Annotated in this window: 16 protein-coding genes; 10 read left to right on the forward strand and 6 right to left on the reverse strand. The window is 72.3% G+C overall.

Going from position 1 to position 22,047, the window contains the following annotated elements; translation table 11 throughout:
* Window positions 1-9: 9 nt before the first annotated feature.
* Genes EDC29_RS03265 through rfaD form a run of 3 tightly spaced genes read left to right on the forward strand, consistent with a single transcriptional unit; the run spans window position 10 to window position 3,734 of the window.
* Window positions 10-1,527 carry a class I adenylate-forming enzyme family protein gene (locus EDC29_RS03265; RefSeq protein WP_165913427.1) on the forward strand — a complete coding sequence of 506 codons (1,518 nt, stop codon included), beginning with the start codon at window positions 10-12 and terminating at the stop codon, window positions 1,525-1,527.
* Between the two features lie 5 nt (window positions 1,528-1,532).
* On the forward strand, window positions 1,533-2,702 hold the full coding sequence (gene iolM, locus EDC29_RS03270) for a scyllo-inosose 3-dehydrogenase (RefSeq protein WP_132228543.1): 1,170 nt from the start codon (window positions 1,533-1,535) through the stop codon (window positions 2,700-2,702).
* A gap of 12 nt (window positions 2,703-2,714) precedes the next feature.
* On the forward strand, window positions 2,715-3,734 hold the full coding sequence (gene rfaD / locus EDC29_RS03275; protein WP_132228545.1) for an ADP-glyceromanno-heptose 6-epimerase: 1,020 nt from the start codon (window positions 2,715-2,717) through the stop codon (window positions 3,732-3,734).
* Here the strand turns inward: rfaD and EDC29_RS03280 are convergent.
* The 4 genes from EDC29_RS03280 to EDC29_RS03295 are packed head-to-tail and all read right to left on the reverse strand — an operon-like array spanning window position 3,721 to window position 10,328.
* Entirely contained in the window at window positions 3,721-4,860 is a 1,140-nt protein-coding gene (locus EDC29_RS03280; RefSeq protein ID WP_123143353.1) for a polysaccharide export protein, read from the reverse strand. The genes rfaD and EDC29_RS03280 overlap by 14 nt on opposite strands.
* A 14-nt stretch (window positions 4,861-4,874) precedes the next feature.
* Window positions 4,875-6,914, reverse strand: a complete 2,040-nt coding sequence (locus EDC29_RS03285) for a GumC family protein (RefSeq protein WP_132228547.1) — start codon at window positions 6,912-6,914, stop codon at window positions 4,875-4,877.
* Window positions 6,905-8,371 (reverse strand): O-antigen ligase family protein, encoded by a 1,467-nt coding sequence (locus tag EDC29_RS03290; RefSeq protein WP_132228549.1) that lies wholly within the window; start codon window positions 8,369-8,371, stop codon window positions 6,905-6,907. Before EDC29_RS03290 ends, EDC29_RS03285 begins: the two co-directional genes overlap by 10 nt.
* On the reverse strand, window positions 8,346-10,328 hold the full coding sequence (locus EDC29_RS03295; protein WP_132228551.1) for a glycoside hydrolase family protein: 1,983 nt from the start codon (window positions 10,326-10,328) through the stop codon (window positions 8,346-8,348). The genes EDC29_RS03290 and EDC29_RS03295 overlap by 26 nt, the downstream gene beginning before the upstream one ends.
* A 272-nt stretch (window positions 10,329-10,600) precedes the next feature.
* Here EDC29_RS03295 and EDC29_RS03300 point away from each other — a divergent pair, with 272 nt between their 5' ends.
* The 7 genes from EDC29_RS03300 to EDC29_RS03330 all read left to right on the forward strand — a co-directional run bounded on the left by EDC29_RS03300 (window position 10,601) and on the right by EDC29_RS03330 (window position 20,586).
* Window positions 10,601-12,139, forward strand: coding sequence for a lipopolysaccharide biosynthesis protein (locus tag EDC29_RS03300; RefSeq protein WP_165913428.1), 1,539 nt, complete (start codon window positions 10,601-10,603; stop codon window positions 12,137-12,139).
* 25 nt (window positions 12,140-12,164) lie between these two features.
* Complete coding sequence (locus EDC29_RS03305; RefSeq protein ID WP_132228556.1) at window positions 12,165-13,814, forward strand: alkaline phosphatase family protein; 1,650 nt, start codon at window positions 12,165-12,167, stop codon at window positions 13,812-13,814.
* Window positions 13,814-14,809, forward strand: coding sequence for a lysophospholipid acyltransferase family protein (locus tag EDC29_RS03310; protein WP_132228558.1), 996 nt, complete (start codon window positions 13,814-13,816; stop codon window positions 14,807-14,809). The genes EDC29_RS03305 and EDC29_RS03310 overlap by 1 nt, the downstream gene beginning before the upstream one ends.
* Complete coding sequence (locus EDC29_RS03315) at window positions 14,806-16,398, forward strand: B12-binding domain-containing radical SAM protein (RefSeq protein WP_132228560.1); 1,593 nt, start codon at window positions 14,806-14,808, stop codon at window positions 16,396-16,398. Before EDC29_RS03310 ends, EDC29_RS03315 begins: the two co-directional genes overlap by 4 nt.
* Before the next feature lie 134 nt (window positions 16,399-16,532).
* The gene (locus tag EDC29_RS03320) at window positions 16,533-18,035 is read left to right on the forward strand and encodes a B12-binding domain-containing radical SAM protein (RefSeq protein WP_062277216.1); all 1,503 of its coding nucleotides are present in this window, start codon (window positions 16,533-16,535) and stop codon (window positions 18,033-18,035) included.
* The gene (locus EDC29_RS03325; RefSeq protein WP_132228562.1) at window positions 18,032-19,372 is read left to right on the forward strand and encodes a B12-binding domain-containing radical SAM protein; all 1,341 of its coding nucleotides are present in this window, start codon (window positions 18,032-18,034) and stop codon (window positions 19,370-19,372) included. The genes EDC29_RS03320 and EDC29_RS03325 overlap by 4 nt, the downstream gene beginning before the upstream one ends.
* The gene (locus tag EDC29_RS03330; protein ID WP_123143281.1) at window positions 19,369-20,586 is read left to right on the forward strand and encodes a glycosyltransferase family 9 protein; all 1,218 of its coding nucleotides are present in this window, start codon (window positions 19,369-19,371) and stop codon (window positions 20,584-20,586) included. The genes EDC29_RS03325 and EDC29_RS03330 overlap by 4 nt, the downstream gene beginning before the upstream one ends.
* On the opposite strand, the gene EDC29_RS03335 is transcribed toward EDC29_RS03330, so the two are convergent.
* Together EDC29_RS03335 and EDC29_RS03340 are read right to left on the reverse strand one after the other, a co-directional pair.
* Window positions 20,484-21,428, reverse strand: a complete 945-nt coding sequence (locus EDC29_RS03335) for a lysophospholipid acyltransferase family protein (protein WP_132228564.1) — start codon at window positions 21,426-21,428, stop codon at window positions 20,484-20,486. The two genes, EDC29_RS03330 and EDC29_RS03335, sit on opposite strands and share 103 nt — an antisense overlap.
* Entirely contained in the window at window positions 21,425-22,039 is a 615-nt protein-coding gene (locus tag EDC29_RS03340; RefSeq protein ID WP_132228566.1) for a sulfotransferase domain-containing protein, read from the reverse strand. Before EDC29_RS03340 ends, EDC29_RS03335 begins: the two co-directional genes overlap by 4 nt.
* Window positions 22,040-22,047: the final 8 nt, after the last annotated feature.

A 22,047-nucleotide genomic window follows, 5' to 3' on the forward strand; every position in this document is an offset into this window, starting at 1 on the left:
GGAGCCGCCATGGAGACCGCGACCCCAACCCTCAACGCCCTGCTCGCCGAGCACGCCAGGCGCACCCCGGAGCGCCCCTTCATCCATCATCGCGACGGCACGCTCGACTATCGCCGGACCCAGGCGCTGGTCGAGTGTCTCGCCGGCGCGTTGCACGCGCTCGGACTGGGGCCGGGGGCGCGGCTGGGGATCGCGCTCGGGCGGCGGCCCGAGGGGGTGCTCGCCTTCCTCGCCGCGACCCGGATCGGCGCCCTGCCGGTGGCGCTCAACCCGGCGCTGGAGCCGCGTCTGCTGCTCGACTTCGCGCGCGCGCAGCGGCTCGCCGCGCTGCTCGCCGAGGGCGAGACGCTGGCGGCGCTGGCCGCCGGGGAGGTGCCCGAGGGGATGGCGCTGATCGACCGCGCCGGCCGTCATCCCGGCTGCGTCTCCTGGCCCGAGCTGCTCGGCGCCACGCCCATCGCCTCCCCGCCCGAGCCCGAGTCGGGGCAGGTCGCCTATCTCAACTTCACCACCGGCACCACCGGACGGGCCAAGGGCGCGCTGGCGACCCACGCCAATCTCTACTGGAACACCCGCGCCGCGATCGAAGCCTTCGCGCTCGGCTCGGACGACGTCCATCTGTGCATGTTCGCCGCCTTCGCCCATCCCCACGAGCTGTTCTGTCGCGCGCTCCAGACCGGCGGCGCGCTGGTGCTGCTCGAGGAGATCAGCCCGCGCGCCATCGCCGGGACGATCCGCGCGTTCGGGGTGACCTGCATGATGGGGCTGGCGCCGATGTACCGGATGATGGCCGGGGCCTGCGCGCGCGCCGATCTCGCCAGCCTGCGTCTGGCCGAGAGCGGGGGGATGTATACCAGCCCGGAGATCAACGCCGCCTTCGCCGCGCGCGGCGGGGTGCCGGTCATGTCGGTATGGGGCAGCACCGAGACCAGCGGGGTGGCGCTGGCCAACACCGCCGAGGGCTATCGGCTCGACGGCAGCATGGGGCGGGTGTGTCCGCACTATCAGGCGCGCGTCGTCGACGAGCAGGGGCGCGAGCTGCCGCCGGGCGAGGTCGGCGAGCTGCTGCTGCGCGGTCCGGGGCTGGTCTCGGGTTACGACGGCGGGATCGCGCTGGCCGGCCACCAGGGCTGGTATCGCAGCGGCGATCTGGTCCGGCGTGACGACGACGGCTTCTATTATTACGTCGAGCGGATCAGCGGCATGATCAAGGTCGCCGGGCTCAAGGTCTATCCGCTGCAGCTCGAGCTGCTGCTCGGCGCCCATCCCGGGGTGCGCGAGGCGGCGGTGCTCGGTCGCCCCGACCGCCGCAAGGGCGCGGTGCCGGTGGCCTTCGTCGTGCCCGAGCCGGGAGCCGAGCTCGACGCGGCCCGACTGCGCGCGCACTGCCGCGCCCAGGGGTTGCCCAACTACATGGTGCCGAGACGCTTCGAGCTGGTCGACGACCTGCCGCGTATCGGCAGTGGCAAGATCGACAAGCGGCCCCTGCGGACCCTGGTGGAACGCGGGTCCCTGACCGACGGGTGACGACGATGAAGGCATTGATGGCAACGGCGGTCTGGGATCCCAGACCGGGGTACGCGCCGAGCGCGCGCGAGCTGGAGCGGCGTCGCGCCGACTGCGCCAGCCAGGTGTGGCGCGATCCGAGCTTCGCGCTCGCCGAGGTCGCGGTCCCGGAGATCGGCGACACCGAGGTGCTGGTGCGGGTGGTGTGCTGCGGCATCTGCGGCTCGGACAGCCATCTCTACCAGACCGACGCCGAGGGCTATCTGATGTTCTCCGGGCCGGCGGCGCTGCCCTGCATCATCGGCCACGAGTACGCCGGGGTGGTCGAGCGCGTCGGGCGCGCGGTGCGCGGGTTGCGCGAGGGCGATCTGGTCGCCGCCGAGAGCATCGTCTGGTGCGGCTGCTGCACGCCCTGTCGCAGCGGCGCCTTCAACCAGTGCGATCGGGTGGAGCTGACCGGGATCACCACCGACGGCGCGCTGGCCGAGTACGTCGCCGTCGACGAGCGTCAGTGCTGGTCGCTCGCCGCGCTCGCCGGGCGCTATGACGACACCCGACTGTTCGAGGTGGCGGCGCTGATCGAGCCGCTGGGCTGCGCCTACAACGGGCTGTTCGTCTGTGCCGGTGGCTTCCGTCCCGGGGCGGTGGTGGTGGTCCATGGCGCCGGTCCCATCGGACTCGGCGCCATCGCCCTGGCGCGCCTGGCGGGGGCCAGTCAGGTGATCGCCTTCGACCCCATCGTCGAACGCCTGGCGATCGCCGAGACGCTGGGGGCCGATCGCGTCTACGACACCGCGGCGCTGCGTCGCGACGGCGTCAGGCCGCGCGACCTGGTGCGCGAGCACACTGCCGGGCGCGGTGCCGAGATCCAGGTCGAGGCGGCGGGTGCGGCCGGGGAGACCGTCCCCGAGATGCAGTCCTCGCTCGCCCCCGGCGGCCAGATCGTCTATCTCGGGCGCGCCGCCACCGAGACCCCGGTACAGCTCAACGGGCTGGTGAGCGGTGCCAACGCCATCCAGGGCGGGCGCGGTCACGCCGGCTACGGCATCTACGACGGCATCATCCGGTTGCTCGCTAGTGGTCGGCTCGAGGTCGCGCCGATGATCACCGCGCGCTACCCGTTCGCCGAGGCGATCAGCGCGCTGGCGACCTCGGTGCAGCGGACCGACGGCAAGGTGATGGTGCGGATCGGCTGAGTGGAGGTGAGCATGGCACAGGGACAATCGCCGCGCGGTCTCGACGGCAAGACGGTGCTGGTAACCGGTGGGGCGGGCTTCATCGGCAGCAATGTCGCGCTGCACCTGCAGCGCCACCACCCCGGGTGTCGCGTGGTGGTGGTCGACTGTTTCGGCGCCGCCGCCGACGCCCCCGGCCCGCGCGCCTTCGGGCACTATCTCAACCTGATCGACTTCGCCGGCGAGCTGATCTGCGGTGATCTCACCGAGCCGCGCGACCTCGCCCGGCTGCAGCGCCTGCGCTACGACCTGATCCTGCACTTCGCCGCCGTCTCCGACACCCGGGTCTACGACCAGGCGGCGATCCTGCGCGCTAACGTCAATGTCTTCGCCGACCTGCTGGGTCTGGCCGCGCGCCGCGGCGCCGATCTGGTCTACGCCTCCTCGGCCGCGACCTATGGTGCCGCTCCGGCGCCGCAGCGGATCGGTCACGAGGCCCCCGACACCCCCTATGGCTTCAGCAAGCTGAAGATGGACCAGATGGCGGCGCGCTTCCGTCAGGAGCATCCCGGGTTGGCCGTCGCCGGGCTGCGCTTCTTCAACGTCTACGGGCCGCGCGAGTACTTCAAGGGCACCACCGCCTCGATGGTGCTGCAGCTCGGCCACCAGCTGCTCGCCGGGCGCGCGCCCCGCTTGTTCCACGGCTCGGAGCACATCCTGCGCGACTTCGTCCATGTCGAGGACGTGGTGCGCGCGGTGCTCGCCGCCGCCGCGGGTCGCGTCAGCGGGGTGTTCAACGTCGGCAGCGGTCGTGCCGAGTCCTTCGCCCGGGTGCTCGAGCTGCTCCAGCAGGGTCTGGGCACGGCGCTGCCGATCGACTACATCGACAACCCCCACCACGCCTACCAGACCCATACCCGGGCCGAGTTGGAGACCACCCGCGCGGCGCTCGGCTACGCCCCCGAGTACGACCTTGCGCGGGGCGTGACCGCGTATCTCCCCGAGATCCGTCGCAGCTATCGCGAATGGGGCGCCGGGGTCAGCGGGTGTTGACGTTGATGTTGCGGTTGATCAGGTCGTAGCCCTGTAGCGAGGGCAGCAGGTTGTCGACCACCCGGGTCCACAGTGCCAGCGGCGCGGCGGTGACATAGACCACGTCGCGCGGCGCGAGCCGGAACTGGGCGCCGAGCACCATTGCGGTGGCGTCGCGGAGGTCGAGCTGATAGATCTGGATCGGTCGCGTCTCGCCGCCGGGGCGGATGACGAACACCCCGGTGGCGTCGGCGCTGCCCTCGTTGAGCCCGCCGACGCTGCTCAGCGCCTCGGTCAGGCGCATGCCGTTGCGGCCCATGACCAGGGTGGTCGGTTGGCGCACCTCGCCGAGCACGAACACCTTGAGGGTGTCGTTGCGCGGCACGTGGATGATGTCGTTGGCGCGCAGCAGCCGGTTCTCGGTGAGCACCCCGTGCTGGAGCAGCGCCTGCAGCGAGATCCGCTGCTCCGCGCCGCGGCGGCTCAGCACCACGTTGTCCCAGTCGGCGTGTTCGGTCAGGCCGCCGGCGTGGTTGATGGCATCGAGCAGGGTCAGCGGGATGTTGGTGAGCGGGCGCGGTCCCGGCTCCCTGACCTCGCCGGTGACATAGACCCGCTTGGCGTTGAAGGCGGCGACGTTGACCTCGACCTTGACCTCCTCGATGTACTCCGAGAGCGCCTCGGTGAGACGCAGGCGCACCTCTTCCAGGGTCAGTCCCGCGACCGCGAGCTTGCCGACATAGGGGAAGTAGAGGGTGCCGTCGCTGTGGACCCAGGTGCCGGACTCGGCGGCGCTGCGATAGGAGCCGGCGGGGATGGTCAGCTCCTCGTGCTCGAAGACGATGATGTTGAGGATATCGCCCTTGCCGACGCGATAGGCATAGTCGGCGATCTCGCGCTCCAGCGCCGGGTTGTCGAGCGGGCTGGGTGGCGGTGTGCTGAGTTGCCGGATCAGCTTGAAGGTGATCGGGTGGATCTCGGCCTGGGCGGCGACCGGGGGTTCCTCGGCGGCGCTGCGTGGCTTGTCGAAGGTCACCATCCGGGTGCCGGGGACCAGCGCGCAGCCGGCGCCGAGCGCGATCAGGCCGATCAGCGCGAGCGCGGCGCTCCAGCGGGCACGGGGCGAAGGCGTGTGAGTGGTGGTCATCGGTGCATCCGGGCTCAGTGCAGATAACGGTGTTCGAGTGGGTCGACGGCGGTCAGCACCAGGCCGAGCGGCGCGCGTCGCGAGAGCCGCTCGAGCGCTGCGCGCGCCGCGCGCAGCGGGGTGCGACCGGCGGCGACCACCAGGAGCGCGTGCTCGACCAGCGCCAGCACCTGGATGGCGTCCTCGCTCGCGCGCAGCGGCGGGGTGTCGATCAGGATCAGGTCGTAGTCCTCGTCGAGACGGGCGAGCAGCGCGCCGAGCCGGGCCTCAGCGAGGAGCGGTGCCGGATCGTCGAGGGCGGCGCCGGCGGGGAGCAGATCGAGCCCGGGCACGCGGGTGGGGACGATGCAGCGCTCGAGCGCCACGCCCTCGCACAGGTGCCCGACCAGCCCGGGCTGCGGTGCGGCATCGAGGCGTGAGGCGAGGTCGGGGGCGCGCAGGTCGAGCTCCAGCGCGAGCACCCGCAGCCCGTCGCCGGCGCACTGCTCGGCGAGTGCGGCGAGCAGGGTGCTGCGCCCGTCGCCGCGACAGGGTCCGACCAGCGCCAGCCGCCGGGGCAGCTGGCCGTCGAGCCGCTCGCGCAGCCGGTTGCGCAGTGCGCGCAGCGGCTCGCGCCACGCCCGCGCTGGACGCGCGCCGCGGCGTACCCGCACCAGCCGGGCGAGCAGGGGCGGGCCGCGCAGCGCCGCCGGGTCGCGTACCGAGTCGTCGAACAGGTCCTCGATCAGGGCGATGCCGAGCGCCCAGAAGCCGCCGAGCAACACCGCGACCACGGCATTGAGCGCGAGGCTCGGCCTGGCCGGGCGGGTGGTCGGCGTGGCCCGCTGGACCAGCACGTGGGTCGGTGCGACCAGCGCCGCGGCAAGCCCGAGCTGCCGCTGTGCCTCGAGCATCCGGCCATGGATCGCCTCGCTCACCTCCAGCTCGCTGTCCAGCTCGGCCTGGCGCTCGAGCAGCGCGGCATGGGTGTCGACCCGGTTGCGGTACTCCGCGATGGTGTGGGCGATCTGGCGGCCCTCGGCCTCGCTGATCGCCAGCGCCACCTGCTGCTCGGTGCGCCGAGCGCCGAGTTCCTCGTAGAAGCCCAGGGTCTCGCCGCCGCCGCCGACCACCGCCCGTGCCTCGGCGACGATCAGCTCGCGCAGCCGCTCGATCTGGGCGAACAGCCGACGGTACTCGGAGGATGCCTCGGTGCTGTCGACGCGCAGCGCCGCAAGCTCCTGGAGCAGGTCGTTGAGGTCGGCCTTGAGGGTGCGGATGTGCTCGCTGTTGGCCTGGGCCTGATCGGCGCTGCGTGCCGCCCCGGTGCGCGCCAGCTCGGTGTCGAGCGCGGCCAGCTCGGCGGCGAGCGCGGCCTGCTCGGTGTGGTTCTCCTCGGCCTGGGTGCGCAGTGCGCCGAGCTTGGTGACCAGGGTCTCGATCTGGGCGTCGAGGTCGATCGCCCCGGTCTCGGTGACGAAGGCGCGCTGGGCGGCGAGGGCGGCGAGATAGTCGTCGCGCACCGCGCCGAGGCGTTCGTCGACGAAGGCGCGGGCACGCGCCAGATCGGCCTGCTGGAGCTCGACCTGGCTGGCGATATAGGCCTCGGCGAGTCCGTTGGCCAGTGCCGCGGCCTGATCGCGCTCACCGCTCCAGCCGACGATCTCGACCACCCGGCCGTCCTCGAGCTGATCGATGTCGAGGTGTGGACGCGGGGTCAGGCGCGGCAGCAGCCCGCCCTTGATCAGCCGCCGCGCGGTGAGCGGTTCGCCCTGATCATCGCTGAGCCCGAGCGTGGCGATCACCCGGTCGAGCGAGGGTTCGAGCTGGCCGAGCGAGATCTCGGTGTCGGCGTCGAAGTCGTCGCTGCTGGTGAGGCTGGCGGTGGGGATGCCGAGCGCGGCGAGCAGGGTGTTGGCGCCGGGCGATTCGCGTACCAGCACCAGCGCGGTCGAGCGATAGGTCGGCGCGCTCGCCAGGGTGAAGAGCGCGACCAGCGCCACCACGGCGAGGAACAGGGTGGCGAGCGTGCGGCGACGCCGGATCAGCAGGTCGCGGATCTGTATCAGCTCCATCTCGTGGCGTCGTCATGCTCTGGGTCGGGGACGACCGCGGCGGAGGTTGTCGGCGCGTGTGCGGTCGGCGGCGGCCCATTATAGCGGCTGGCGGCCTCGCGTCGCGCGATCCGCACGGTGGCGACGATCAGCCCGTAGAGCATCCAGCTGAAGGCCGAATCGTAGGAGAAGTCGACGGTGGCGTGGATCAACAGTGCCAGCAGGGCGGTGGCGAGACAGTAGAGATAGCGGCGCAGCCGCGGGTCGCGGGTCTCGCGCAGCGCGCGCGCCAGCTCGACGACCACCCCGAGCACGAAACCGAGCAGCAACAGGGTGCCGACCGGACCGGCGTCGAAGAGGATGCTGAAATAGTAGTTGTGCGCCCCCGGCCAGGGGTCGACGAGATGGGCGAAGCCGCCGAGCCCGGCGCCGATCCAGCGCTCGCCGAGCAGCGCCAGTCCGGCCTCCCAGAACTCCAGCCGGAAGGTGATGGAGAGCTCGTTGACCTCGGCCCCGGAGGCCAGCCGGTCGGCGCTGAACACCACCACGTTGAAGGCCATGATCGCGACCAGCGCGACGAGGAAGCCGAGCCCGGTCAGCAACCGTCGCCCGCGCAACCCGGGGTAGAGCGCGATGAAGGTCGAGACGGCGATGACGAAGGCGCCGGCGGCGCCCTTGGAGCCGGTGGCCAGCAGGTTGGAGATCAGCCAGGGGGCGCTCAGCGCGAGCACCAGCCGGGCGCGCCCGCCGCACTCGGGCCAGAGCGCGCAGCCGGCCATGAACACGAAGGTGGTGACGGTGCCGGCGATCTGCGGCGGCGCGAAGCCGCCGGCGCGGGTGCCGTAGAGGATCAGCGAGGGCTCGAAGCGCCAGTCGGCGCCGAGCCGGACCTGCAGCGCCTGCAGCGGGCTGGTGTCGATCTTGTTGGAGAGCACCAGCATCAGTGCCAGCGCCAGGCCCCAGACGAAGGTGAAGCCGAGGGTCAGGGTGAGGGCGCGGCGGTCGGTGACATAGAGCTGGATGAGGAAATAGAGTCCGACCCCGAAGGCGAGGTTCAACCCCATGCTCGTGCCGTGCAGCGGGTCGAGGCTCCAACCGTAGCTGGCGAGCATCCACAGCAGCAGCAGCGGCGGCAGGGTGTCGAGCGGGGCGATCGTCGGGGCGGCGCCGGGCACGCGTCGGGCGAGCAGCCGCGCGGCAAGCAGCGGCAGCAGCAGCGGCGCGAGCCCGAGGGCCAGCGGGTAGCGCTCGCCGAGCGCGCGTAGCGGCGAGTCGGTGATCAGGTTGATGTTCATCAGCAGCGCCGCGCCATAGACCACCAGGAAACCGGTCAGCGGCCAGCGCAGGCTCGCGGCATAGAACCACAGCAGCGCGACCAGCCCGAGCCCGAGCCAGGGCGAGATCAGGATGGCGAGCACCGCGGGTAGCGCGAGCGCGAGCTGCAGGGTGGCGTTAAGGGGCGTCGCCAGTCGGTCCATCCGGGCTCAGGTAGCGTGGCGTGGCGTCGAGGTCGAGTCGGATCGCGCCGTCCTCCAGCGCCAGGGTGCGCGGTGAGGGGCCGCTGTCGGGCAGCGCCGACTCGACCCGCACCCGCCTCACCCCGGGGTGCTCGATGGGGATGCGTACCGCTGCGCTGCCGCCCGAGCGGTCGCTCCAGGCCACCAGCAGTGGTGCGTCGTGACAGTGGAAGCGCACCACCACCAGACCCTGTTCGTCGCGCAGCAGCCGGGTGCGCCGCCAGTCGCAGCCGTCGAGCCGCTCGGTCATCCGCCGATAGGCGTGATAGGCCGGTTTGCGCCGCCCGTCGGCGTCGATCAGGGTGACCTGACGGAAGTAGCCGTCGCCCGGGCTGGCGCCACGCTCGGGGGCGGCGCGCAGCCCCGACCACAGGGTCAGGCGGAACCCGGAGCCGAGCAGATAGGCGTGACGCTTGACCACGTCCTCGGCCTGGGCGCGCTCGTCCTGATGGCGCCCGGCATGCTCGAGCGCGACCAGTGGCGCGGGCGCGAAGCCGTTGCGCGCGGCGGCGCGCTCGAGGTCGTCGATCCAGGTGCGCAGCTCGGCGTACTGGCGCTCGAGCGCCACCCCCGGGGCGGTGCCGATCCAGTGCTGGTCGAGATAGTCATAGGGGCGCTCGCCCCCGGCGCGGGCGCCGAGCCGGTCGAAGAAGGCATCCATGAAGCGGCGCGGGTCGGTGTCGCCGTGCCAGCCGGGACCGCGCACCATGCCGGCGATCACCTCGGCGCCGGGGTCGGCGGCGCGGATCGCGCGATGGGCGAGGATCAGGGTGTCGGCGAGGTCGGCGCCGTCGCCCTGCCAGTAGCGCTTGGCATAGGGTTCGTTCTCCACCGCCCAGCGCCGGATCGGCGCGCGCAGGCCGGGCATGTCGGCGCGCCCGTCGCCGTCGTAGCGCTCCACCGCGGCGCGCACGAAGGCGCTGTAGGCGGCGGTGTCATCGGGCTTGCGCGGGATCGAGCGCGCCATGCGCTGGCCCGTCGGTTGCGGCGGCGAGGCGGTGAGGATGGGCACCAGATGGATGTTGTTGGCCTGGCTGTAGCGCACCAGGGCGTCGAGCCGGCTCCAGTCGTAGCCGGCCCAGCCGCCGTCGGCGTCGCGCCCCTGCACCAGGTTCCAGCTGAAGGCGAAGGTCGCGCCCTGTGACGCCCAGTGGGCGCCGAGCGCGCGCATGGTCTCGCCATAGCCCTGGTTCCAGGAGGTGTGCCGGAAGCGCAGCATGTTGGGGTCGAAGAAGCCGAAGGGCGAGTCCAGCGAGGCCTGCATCCGGGCCCGGTCGAAGTGGTCCTCGGGCGCCGTCTCGGGCATCGGCAGCGAGACCGTCGGGCGTTGCGCCGCCGCCCGCGCCGGTGCGCCGGCCAGGGCGGGGCGCACGCTCGGCGCGCCTGGCGGGCGTGCGCCTCCCGGGCCGCCGTCGACGACGATCAGCGCGTTCGGGGTCAGGCGCACCCGGGTCCCCGGGGTCAGCGCGTCGCGTCCGATCTCGTGTTCGCGCAACACCAGGGCGCCGGTCGGGAGCGCTCGGGTCTCGCCGCCGGGCGTCTCGATCCGCGGCGGCGTGCCGGCCACCACGCGTCCGCGCAGCGGACCCCGTCCCGCGCCTCCCTGGGGGACCACCACCCGCTCGCCCGGGGTGAGCGCGGCGGGGTCGACGCGGCTGTGACGCAGCAGCCGCAGTCCGCCGAGCGTCCGTGTGAGGGCGCGCCCGTCGGCGCTGATCAGGTGCACCCGCTCGCCCTCGACCCGCTCCACTCGTGCCATGACCGGGCGCTGAGCCTGACCTTGTGCCGGGCGCTCGGCCATGGGGGCGGCGGGTCGGCCCCAGGGTGGCGGTCGGGGGCCGCTCTCGGGGGCGCAGGCCGGCAGCAGTTGGCTCGTCAGCAACAGGGCCAGGGTCGCGAGGCGGCTGGATGGTGTCATCGGCGCTCCCGAGAGCGGGGTGGCATCGGTCTATTGTCGGTCGGCTGCGGGTGTCAGGTCCAGTGGCGATGGTTGCGCGGCGTGTGCGCGAGCTGCGCTGGAACAAGGTCGGTCCGGGGCGCTGCTGTTATCCTTCTATCTATCGCAAGGTCGCGATCCGTCGGTATCCCGCCGGCGCGGGCCGGTCAGGATGCGGCCGACTTGGCGTGAGGGCTTGAACGGTCGGGAGAACACGCAGTGGTCGGGATTGATCCATCCAGGGTGGTCGTGCGGTGACCGGCTCGCACCAGGGCGACGGCGCGTTGGGCGTGGCCGCGCGCGGCTCCTTGATCACCCTCGCCGGCACCTTCGCCGGCAAGGGGCTGGGCTTCGCCCTCAGGGTGCTGGTCACCCGACTGTTCGGCGAGGCGGCCTTCGGCGCGCTGGCGCTCTGTCTGCTCGTCGGCGAGTTCGCCCGCACCCTGGCGGTGGCCGGGCTGGCGCGCGGCGGCATGCGCTTTCTCGCGCTGGCGCTCGGCGAGGGTCGCCCCGAGACCATCCCGGCGCTGTTGCGTACCGTGTTCTCGATCCCGCTGGCGCTCTCGCTGCTCTGGGCCCTGGCCCTCTTCCACGGCGCCGATGCCCTCGCCATCGGCTGGTTCGGCGATCCCACGCTCGCCCCGCACCTGCAACGTATCGCCTTCGCCATCCCGGCGCTGGCGCTGCTGCGCGTCGGGGTCGAGACCAGCCGCGGCTTCCACACCACCCGTTACGCGACCCTGGTCGAGCAGCTCGCGCTGCCGGCGCTGCTGTTGTGCGCCGCGCTCGGCGGCTATCTGCTCGGCGGCAGCCTCGGGGCGGTGATCTGGGGGATGGTGCTGGCCTATGGCGTGGCGCTGGCGCTGATCCTGCTGGCGCTGCGCCGTCAGCTCGGCGCCGCGCTGCGCGCGCCGCGCACGCCGTCCGCCGCCGTCGCGCCCGCGCCGGGCGCCGGGGTGGTGCTGCGCTACTCGCTGCCGCTGTTTTTGAGCGGCTTCGCCGCGATGCTGATGGGCTCGCTCGACCTGCTGCTGCTCGGTCACTGGGTGTCGGTCGCCGAGGTCGGGGTCTATGCCGCCGCGCTCGCCCTCGCCGGGCTGTTGTCCTCGACGCTGATGAGTTCGGTCAACAGCATCCTCGCGCCGCTGATCGCCAGTGCCCACGGTGGCGCCGATCCGGCGCGCGTCGCCCATCTCTATCGTGCCACCACGCGCTGGCTGACGCTGCTGGCGTTGCCGTTGGCGGGCGCGGCGGTGCTCGCGCGCGAGCCGTTGATGGCGTTGTTCGGCCCCGGCTTCGTCGCCACCGGTGCCGGGGTGCTGGCGGTGCTGGTGATCGGTCACGCGCTCAACTGCGCCAGCGGTGGGGTCGGTCAGGTGCTGGCGATGACCGGTCACCAGGGGCTGGAGCTGCTCGCCAACCTGATCGCGATCGCGCTCAACCTGGCGCTCAACCTGGCGCTGATCCCGCTGCTCGGGCCGCTCGGCGCGGCGCTGGCGACCGCCATCGCGTTGGTCGCGCTCAACGGGCTGCGGTTGTTGATGGTCCGGGCGCGGCTGGGGATGCAGCCCTTCGCCCGGCGTCCGCTGCTGGTGGCGGCGGCTGGTGTGGTGGTGGTGCTGGGGTGCGAGCTGAGCGGGCTGCGCGCGCTGGCGCCGCTGTGGTGCGGGCTGGGCGTCGGGCTGGCGCTGGCGGCGCTGGGCTGGCGCCTCGGTCTCGCGGCCGAGGACCTGAGACTGTTGCGGGGGCTGGGCGGACGGCTCGCTCGCGGCGGGCGACTGAGCCGGGCCTGAGCGCCCGGGGCATGGGGGAGACGAGATGACGCAGAGCAACAACCGGGTGATGGTCTTCGGCATGGACGGGGCCACCTTCGACATCATGCAGCCGCTGCTCGATGCCGGCCGGCTGCCCAATCTGGCGCGGCTGATCGCGCGCGGGGCGAGCGGCACGCTCGACTCCAGCGTGCCCGAGTTGAGCCCGCCGGCCTGGACCTCGTTCATGACCGGGGTCACCCCCGGGGCGCACGGGGTCAACGACTTCTTCGGACCGGTCGAGGCCGGCTCCTACGAGACCCGCTTCTTCAACGCCTCCTACCGTCGCCGACCGCCGCTGTGGAGCCTGCTGAGCGCGCGCGGGCGTCGGAGCTGCGTGCTCAACGTGCCCTTCACCTTCCCGCCCGACCCGATCAACGGGGTGATGGTCTCGGGGATGGACACGCCGAGCCTGGAGAGCGCCTTCGTCCATCCGTCGGAGTTTCGCGAGGAGCTCGACCGGGTCACCGGCGGCTACCGTCTCGAACGCGTCGAGCGGCGGCTCTCGCGCCGTGCCGTCGGGCGTTATGCGCGCAGCATCGAGGAGATCACCGAGAACCGCTTCCGCGCCGCCGCGCATCTGCTCGGTCGCGAGTCCTGGGACCTGTTCGTGGTGGTGTTCGAGTCGACCGACCGTGCCCAGCACAACTTCTGGAAGTTCCGTGATCCGGCCCACCCCGAGTACAACGCCCGCGACCATGCCCGTTACGGCGAGTTGGTCGAGCGCGCCTACGAGGATCTCGACCGCCGTCTCGGCGAGCTGCTGGCGCTGGTGCCCGAGGACGTGACCCTGTGCGTGATGTCCGATCACGGCTTCGGGCCGCTCTACAAGGGGGTCAGGCTCGAGCACTGGCTGGCGCGCGAGGGCTATCTGCGTCGCGCCGCCGCGCCCCGGGCGCCGCGCCCGCCGGCGCTGCGCGAGCGGCTCGGCGCGCTGCTCCCGGGGCCGGCGCGGCGCCTGGCGCGCGCGCTGCTCGGGCGGCGCGGCGGGGACGCGCTGCCGCCGGGGCTGGATGCCTTCGCGATGGCCGGGACCCAGGTCTTCCCGGTCGGCGGTTACGGCAACCTGGTGATCAACCTGCAGGGACGTCAGCCGCAGGGGGTGGTGCCCGAGTCCGAGTACGAGCCGCTGCGCGCGCGGCTGATCGCCGCGCTCGAGGGGCTGCGCGACCCCGACACCGGGGCGCGCCTGATCGAGCGGGTGTGGCGGCGCGAGGAGGTCTATCCGCACTGTCTGGCGCAGACCCCGGACATCATCATCCGCTGGAGTCCCGGCTATTACTGCGTCGGCGAGCAGGAGCTCGGCTTTCTCGGCATCCGTCCCGCGCCCGACGCGCTGACCACCGCGCACCGCTGGTCGGGCAACCACCTGCCCAACGGCGTGCTGATGCTCGCCGGTCCCGACATCGTCCCCGGCGCCGGATTCGACGAGGCGGCCATCATCGACGTCGCCCCGACGCTGATGGCGCTGCTCGGCGAGCCGGTGCCGAGCCACATGGACGGGCGGGTGCTGACCGAGGCGCTGAGCGCGGATTTCCTCGCCCGTCACCCGCCGCGCACCGCCGACTACGACCTCGACATCGGCGAGACGCGGCCCTTCAGCGAGGCCGAGAGCGCCTGTATCAACGAACGGCTCAAGGATCTGGGGTATCTGTGATGGCGCGGATGCTGATCCGGGACCTGCTGCTGTGGCTGCACTGGTATCCGCTGCGCTGGCTGGCGCAGCGGTTGCCGCCGTCCTGGCTGCACGCGCTGGGGCGCGGGCTGGGCGCGGTGGTGGCGCTGCTGGCGCGCGGCAAGGCCGCCGAGTTCGCCGCGGCGATGGCCGCCGCCCCGGCGCTGGCGGCGCTGCCGCGGCGCCGGCGCTGGGTGCGCCGGGCCTTCCAGAACCGTCTCTGCAACGAGCTGGAGGTGCTGGTCTTCCCGCGCCTCGGGCCGGCGCGGATGGCCGGTTTCGTGCGCTGCGACGACTGGTCCGAACTCGATGCCGCGCTGGCGCGCGGTCAGGGCGCGATGCTGCTGCTCGCGCACTTCGGTGCCAACCAGATGGCGATGCCCGCGCTCGGTCACGCCGGCTACCGGATGTGCCAGATGGGGGCCTCGCCGCTGGTGTGGCGCGAGCGCATCAGCCATCGTCGCTTCTCGCCCCTGGAGGCGCGCACCCTCGAGCTGCGCTGGCGGCACGAGTGCGCGCTGCCGGTGCGTCATATCGACGCCTTCGGCTCGTTGCGCCCGGCCTTCGCCTGTCTGCGCGCCAATCAGGTGCTCGGCATCGCCATCGACGGCGCCGCCGGCAGCGACTGGGCCGAGGTCGATTTCCTCGGCGCGCGCGCGCGCTTCTCCACCGGCGCGCTGCGCATCGCCGCGCGCACCGGTTGCGCGGTGCTGCCGACCTTTCTGGTGCGCGAGCCCTCCGGGGTCAGCCGGCTGGAGATCGGCGCGCCGCTCGAGTGGGGCGCCGACCCCGCCGACCCGGCGGCGCTGGGCGCGGCGATCCAGGACTATGCCCGGCTGCTCGAGCGGCGGGTGATCGCGCAGCCCTGTCATTACCTGCCGTTCCTCGCGCTGCGTCGCATGACCGCGCTCAAGGAGGGCGAGCCGCCGCTGCTGCTCGAGACGCCCTCGGCCCCACCCGGAGGTCTGCCCGCATGAAGCTCACCCTGATCACCCCGACCCCGCCCGACATCAGCGCCTTCGACGTGCGCGCGCTCTCGGCCCATGTCCGCGCCTGCGGTCACCAGTGCCGGTTGATCTTCCTGCCCGGCAGCATCGGCCGGCTGCGCGCCGATCGCGAGGTGATCTATCACTATCCGCCCGAGGTGCTCGACGATCTCGCGACGCTGAGCGCCGACGCCGACCTGATCGGGCTGTCGTTCATGACCCAGTACTTCGACCGCGCGCTGCAGGTCACCGAGCACCTGCGCCGGGTCCACGACGCCCCGCTGGTGTGGGGCGGGGTGCACCCCTCGAGTCGCCCCGACGAGGCGCTCGAGCACGCCGACATGGTGGTGATCGGCGAGGGCGAGCACACCCTGGTCGAGCTGCTCGAGTGTCTGGCGCGCGGCGCCGATCACCGCCGGGTGCGCGGGCTCTGGGTGCGCGAGGGCGAGCAGCGTCACCGCAACCCGCAGCGCCCGCTGATCGACGATCTCGACAGTCTGCCGCCGTTCGACTTCTCCAACGACGATCACTATGTGCTCGATCCGCGCGCCGGGCGCCTCCGGCCGCTCACCGACGCGCTGCTGCGCGAGATCCTGCCGCTGTTGCCGGGACCGGGCGGTACCCTCAGACGCGCCTTTCGCACCATGACCGACCGCGGCTGTCCGCACCGCTGTACCTATTGCAGCGTCTCGGCGATCAAGGCGCGCTGCGCCGAGGACGGGGTGCCCTATCTGCGCTTTCGCGGTGTCGAGCGGGTGATCGCGGAGCTGGTGGCGGTGCGCGAGCGCTTCCCCTTCGTCGAGGCCTTCCAGTTCTTCGACGACACCTTCTTCGCCCGTCCCCGCGCCCAGATCGAGGACTTCGCCGCGCGCTATCGCGAGCGCGTCGGTCTGCCCTTCTACGTCCAGGCCAGCCCCTCGACGCTCAACGAGCGCAAGCTGCTGGCGCTGCTCGATGCAGGGCTGGTCTATGTCGAGTTCGGCATCCAGAGCGGCAGCGAGCGGATCAAGCGTCTCTACGACCGCACCGAGTCCAACGAGCGGGTGGTGGCCGCCGCCGAGCTGCTGCACCGTCACCGCGACCGCCTGCTGCCGCCGGACTATCACGTCATCACCGACAACCCCTGGGAGACCGAGGCCGACGCCATGGACACGGTGCGGCTGCTCTACCGGCTGCCCAAGCCGTTCGGGCTGGCGGTCTCGAACCTGGTGTTCTACCCCCACACCCCGCTCTACGACCGCGCCGTCGCCGAGGGGCTGCTCACCGACACCGGCCCGGCACTCTATCGCAAGCCGTTCTTCGCCCCCCGTCGCACCTACCCCAACTTCCTGCTGCACCTGTTCACCTTCCAGCACGTGCCGCGCTGGGTCTATCGGGTGCTGATCAGCGAGCGCGCGGTGCGGCTGTTCTCGCGCCCGGCGCTGCTCGCGCCGCTGGGCCTGGTCACCCGGGTCGGCGAGGGGCTACGGCTGCTCGCCAAAGGGGGCGGGGCGCTGGCGCGCGGCGACTGGTGGCGCATCGCGCGCTATCTGCAGCGGTTGCGCCCGGTCGACCCCGGGGTGACCGGACGCCGGCACTGAGGCGCGCGCCGGCGGAGCCGGCCGTGCGCCAGGGCCGGACGGCGTCGCGGCCATCGTCGTGACGCATCCCCGGTCGCGCCGCGCCAGGAGGGCGGGGCGTGACCACGACCCGGCAACCGAGGAGGAGCCCGCGGATGCGCATCGCGTTGATCTCGCCCTTCCCTGACATCACCGTGTTCGGTCTGCGCACCATGTCGGCCTATCTGCGCGAGCGCGGCCACTGGACGCGGATGATCTTTCTGCCCGACCCGGCCTGCGACGAGGACTACGGCGAGGAGCGCTATCGCCCCGAGACCCTGCGTCAGCTGGTGGCACTGTGTCGCGACGTCGATCTGGTCGGCATCACCCTGATGACCAACTACTTCGCCGCCGCGCGCCAGATCACCCACGCGATCCATGCCGCGACCTCGGTGCCGGTGGTCTGGGGCGGGGTGCACGCCACCATCTGTCCCGACGAGTGCATCGTCCACGCCGACATCGTCTGTGTCGGCGACGGCGAGGAGGCGCTGCTCGATCTCGCCGACGCGCTCGGTCGCGGCGCGGCCATCGACGCCCTCGCCAACCTCTGGGTGCGGGCGGGGGACGGGGCGATCAGTCGCAACCCGCCGCGCCCGCTGCTGCGCGATCTCGATCGCTACCCGGCGCCCGACTACAGCCTCGCCGACCACCACTTCATGGTCGCCGACGGCACCATCACCCCCTTCACCCGCGAACTCACCGAGCGCCACCTGCGTACCGGCACCGTCTCCAACCTGCTCGGCAAGATGGGCTACCAGACCATGACCGGGCGCGGCTGTCCGCACAAGTGCTCCTACTGCGCCAACGACGCGCTCAAGAACCTCTACGACAAGCGCGGCTATCTGCGCTGGCGCAGCGTCGAGCACGTCATCGACGAGCTCGAGCAGGTCAAGCGCCGCTTCCCGGACATCGGCTTCGTGTGGATCTCGGACGATGCCTTCTTCTCGCGCCCGAGCGCCTCGCTGGCGGCCTTCTGCGCCGCCTACAAGGAACGCATCGGGCTGCCCTTCTCCTGTCTGGCCAGCCCGCTGACGGTGACCGAGGAGAAGATGGCGCTGCTGGTCGACGCCGGTCTGGTCTACGTGCAGATGGGCATCGAGAGCGGCAGCGCGCGGATGCAGGCGCTCTACAACCGCGCCCGCATGGACAACCGCCGGGTGCTGCGCGCGGCGCGGATCATCAACCGCTATCGCGCGCGGATGTTCCCGCCGAGCTACGACTTCCTACTCGACGTGCCCTACGAGCGCACCGAGGACACCCTCGAGAGCCTGCGTCTGATCGCCCGCCTGCCCAAGCCCTACCGTCTCCAGCCCTTCTCGCTGGTGCTCTATCCGGGCACCGAGCTGCATCGCATGGGGGTGCGCGACGGTCATGTGCGCGATGCCCATCGCGACGTCTATGCCAAGAGCTACAACATGCGCGCCGGCAGCTATCCCAACCTGCTGTTCGCGCTCGCCCAGGGCGGGCGCATGCCGGGGCCGCTGCTGCGACTGCTCGCCAGCCGGCCGCTCGGGCGGGTGCTCGGCGCCGCGCCGCTGCGCCCGGGCTTCGCCTGGCTCTATCGCGCGCTGCGCGCGCTCAAGGCGCGGCTGCGCCCTGTCGGGGGGCGCGCGGCATGAGGGTGTTGCTGATCCAGGCCTTTCTCGGCGGCAACGAGCCGCTGGTCTTCCCCATCGGGCTCGGCAGCCTGGCGGCGAACCTCGTCGGCCACCAGGTGCGGGTGCTCGACACCAACCTGGTCGAGTCGCCGCGCGCCGCGCTCGCCGAGGCGCTGGCCGAGTTCGCGCCCGAGGCGATCGGCATCTCGCTGCGCAACATCGACTCGACCAACAAGCGCGAGGTGGTCTTCTACTACCCGCTGCTCGGCGAGCTGCTGGAGGTGATCGAGCGGCACACTCGCGCGTCGGTGATCATCGGCGGCTCGGGCTTCTCGATGTTCGCGCGCGAGATCATGGAGGCCGAGCCGCGCTTCGACCTCGGCGTGCACCTCGAGGGTGAGGAGACGTTGCAACTGTTGCTCGAGCGTCTCGATCGTCCCGAGACCGTACCCTCGGTGTTCTATCGGCGCGACGGCGCGCTGCACTTCTCCGGGCCGCTGCAGGGACCGGTCGATCTCGACGCCATCGCGTTGCCCGAGCGCGGCGCGCTGCGGGTCGGCGACTATCGCGCGGGCTTCGTCGACGCCATCGGGGTGGAGACCAAGCGCGGCTGCCCGCTGAGCTGTGTCTACTGCATCTACGGCTATCTCAACGGCAAGCGGATGCGGCTGCGCGACCCGCGGCTGATCGTCGACGAGATCGAGGCCCTGGTGCGCGATCACGGGGTGGAGCGCTTCACCTTCGTCGACTCGGTGTTCAACCTGCCGCGCGCCCATGCCGAGCGCATCTGTCGCGAGCTGATCGCGCGCGGGGTGCGGGCGCGCTGGTCGGCGTGGATCAACGAGCGTCACGCCGATGCCGCGTTCATGGCGCTGGCGGTGCGCGCCGGTTGCGTCCACGCCATCTTCTCGCCCGACGCCATCGCCGATCCGACGCTGCGCCGTCTCGGCAAGGACATGCGTCGCGCCGACATCCTGCGCATCTACCGTCTGCTCTCGCGCCACCCCGGGCTGGAGGTGAGCTACAACTTCTTCCGCAACCCGCCCGGCCAGACCCTCGGCAACCTGCTCTCGATCCTGTTCTTCGTGCTCCGCGCCAGGCTGCGTCTGGGGCGTCGGGTGCACTTCGAGTTCAGCGTGCTGCGCATCGAGCCGCACACCGGGCTGCACCGCATCGCCCTGGAGGAGGGGGTGGTCGATCCCGACGACCCGCTGCTCTATCCGCGCTACTACACCAACCCGCGCACCCGTCATCTCGACCGTGCCTTCGACGCCCTGCTCTGGCTCAAGGGGCGCATCGGTCGGCTGCGCGCGCGTCGCGCCGCCGCGGCCAGCAGTCCCACCGAGGAGGGCGCATGAGCACCGGTCCCTACAAGATCGTCAACGCCCGCAAGCGGCGTCTGACCCGGCTCGCCGACCTGATCGGCGCGACCCTGAGCCTGCCCTGGCGGCAATGGCGCCGGGCGCGCCCGCTCGACCCCGCCGAGGTGCGCGAGATCCTGCTGATCCGCACCCTCTATCTCGGCGACGTGATGATGACGGTGCCGATGCTGCGCCCGCTGCGCGAGCGCTTCCCCGGCGCGCGCATCACCCTGCTCACCGCCGCCGGCGCGGCGCCGTTGCTCGAGGGCAACCCCGACCTCGACGCGCTGATCACCTACGACCCCTTCTGGTTCAGCGATCGCAGCGGTCCGCTCGACTATCTGCGCTGGCGCTGGCGGATGCGCCGCCGGCGCTTCGATCTGGTGATCGAGGCGCGCGCCGACATCCGCGAGATCCTGATGCTGGTGCGCCCGCTGCGGGCGACCCACAAGGTCAGCTACGGCGTCGGTGGCGGGGCCTGGATGCTCACCCGGGTGGTGCCCTATCCGGGGGTGCGACACAAGGTGGAGTATCACCTCGATCTCTGTCGCGCACTCGGCTGTCGGGTCGAGGGCGTGCACTGGGACGTCCACCACAGCGCCGCCGAGCGCGCGGCGCTCGCGCGGCTGCTCGCCGAGCAGGGCCTCGCCGCGCCCTTCGTCGCCGTCCACCCGGGCTCGCGCCTGGCGCTCAAGCGCTGGCCGGCGGCGCGCTATGCCGCGCTGGTCGAGCGCGTCGCACGTCGGCTGGGACTCGCGGTGGTGGTGCTCGGCGCCCCCGGCGAGCGCGCCCTGGTGGCCGAGGTGGTCGGCGCCGGCGGGCCCCGGGTGCACGATCTCAGCGGCCGGCTCGGGCTGCGGGCGATGGCCGCGCTGCTGCGCGAGGCGCGGGTGCTGGTGTGCAACGACAGCGCGCCGATGCACCTGGCTGCGGCCGTCGGCACCCCGGCGCTGGCGCTGTTCGGGCCCTCGTCGAGCGTCGAGACCGGTCCCTACGGCCTCGGACACCGGGTGGTCGAGGTCGCGGGGCTGTGGTGTCGCGCCGAGTGCGACGAGCACGGCTGTCGTCATCCCGAGCGACAGTGGTGCATGCGCCAACTCGGGGTCGATCAGGTGTTCGCGGTGCTCTGCGAGATGCTCGGCGCCGAGGCCGCGGCGGGGGCGAACTGGTCCCAGAACTGCCACAGCCCGGGATCGCTGTCGATCCAGTGACGCAGCCGCGCGACGAAGGCCTGCTGCAATTGCTCCGGGGTCTCGGCCCCGGGCGGCGGCGACTCGATCACCGCGCGGTAGCGGTATGCGCCGTCGCGGACGAGGAAGAGGAAGCGCAGCGGTGCGCCGGCGCGTTGTGCCAGGCGGAAGGGGCCGAGCGGCAGCTCCAGGGTGTGACCGCAGCAGGCGTGGGGCAGGTGATGGCCGTAGCGCTCGGCGGTGCCGGTGCCGTCGCCGGCCATCATCAGCACCCGCCCGGCGGCGAGGCTGCGGTAGAGCTGACGCTGGAAGCGCGCGACATAGATCATCTCGGCCGGGAAGGCCTCCTCGAGGCGCAGCCGGTGGTGGAGCTGGACGCGCCGACCGATGAAGGAGAGCCCCCGCGCCGAGCGCAGCCCGAGCTGGGTCATCGGGTAGCCGAGACGACCGAGCGCGACCAGCGGCAGCTGCGAGGGGCCGAGATGGGCGTGCACCAGCACGCAGCCGCGACCCTCGGCGAGCGCGGCGTCGAGCCGGTCGCGCCCGGCGATCTCGATCACCCGCGACAGCGCCCGCCCGCGCAGCCGGTGGTAGTGGAAGATCGACAGCCGGTCGACATAGTGGTTGATCAGATAGGTGCGGCTCCAGGCGGCGATCCGCGCCGCGTCGGCGGCGGGATAGGCGCGACCGAAGAGCGCGCGCAGTTGCGCGCGACGCGTGCCGGAGAGCGCCAGGTGCAAGCGCCCCATGGCGGCGAACAGCCGCAGGTTGAGCGCGATCGGCGCGCGCGCGCAGAACCAGCGCAGCGGGTACCAGATCAGCAGCCGCAGCAGGTCGCGCGCCGGGTGCTCGTGCACGATCATCGCGCGCCCCCCCGGCGCTGGCGGTAGAGCCCGGGGTCGGCGACCGCGGCCATCGCCTCGCGGTCGAGCGGGCGGTCGAGGAAGTCGGCCACGCGCGCCGCCTCGACGGCGGGCTCGGCGATGGCGCGGGCATAGTCGACGTCGAGCACCTGGATGTGACGCTGCACGGCGAGCCAGCCCTCGAGCGCGGCGAGCTGGCGGCGGTAGAGCGTCTCCAGGGTGGCGTCGTCGATCTTGTCGGGGTCGGTGCCGCGACGCACCAGCATGGCGCGCTGCGAGGCCAGCACCTCGCCGAGGTCGCGGCGCATGAACAGCACCCGATAGCGGTGTCCCGGGGGCAGGGCGTCGAGCAGCGGCGCGACCACCTTGATCGCCTTGCCGCGGGCCGCGCGCAGCCAGCCCGGATCCTCCTGGCGCAGCCGTTTCACCCGTTCGTGCTCGAAATAGCCGCGCGGGTTGTCGGCGTCGGCCGCGCGCGCGGCGTCGCTGAACACCTCCACCCCGCCGGCGGCGAGCATGGCGGTCATCATCGAGGTGCCCGAGCGGGGCAGGCCGGAGACGACGATGATCTCCTGGCGGCGGCGCAGACGGTCGAACAGCGGTAGCGGCATCTCGGGGG

The organism is Marichromatium gracile (assembly GCF_004343155.1).
Taxonomy (GTDB): domain Bacteria; phylum Pseudomonadota; class Gammaproteobacteria; order Chromatiales; family Chromatiaceae; genus Marichromatium; species Marichromatium gracile.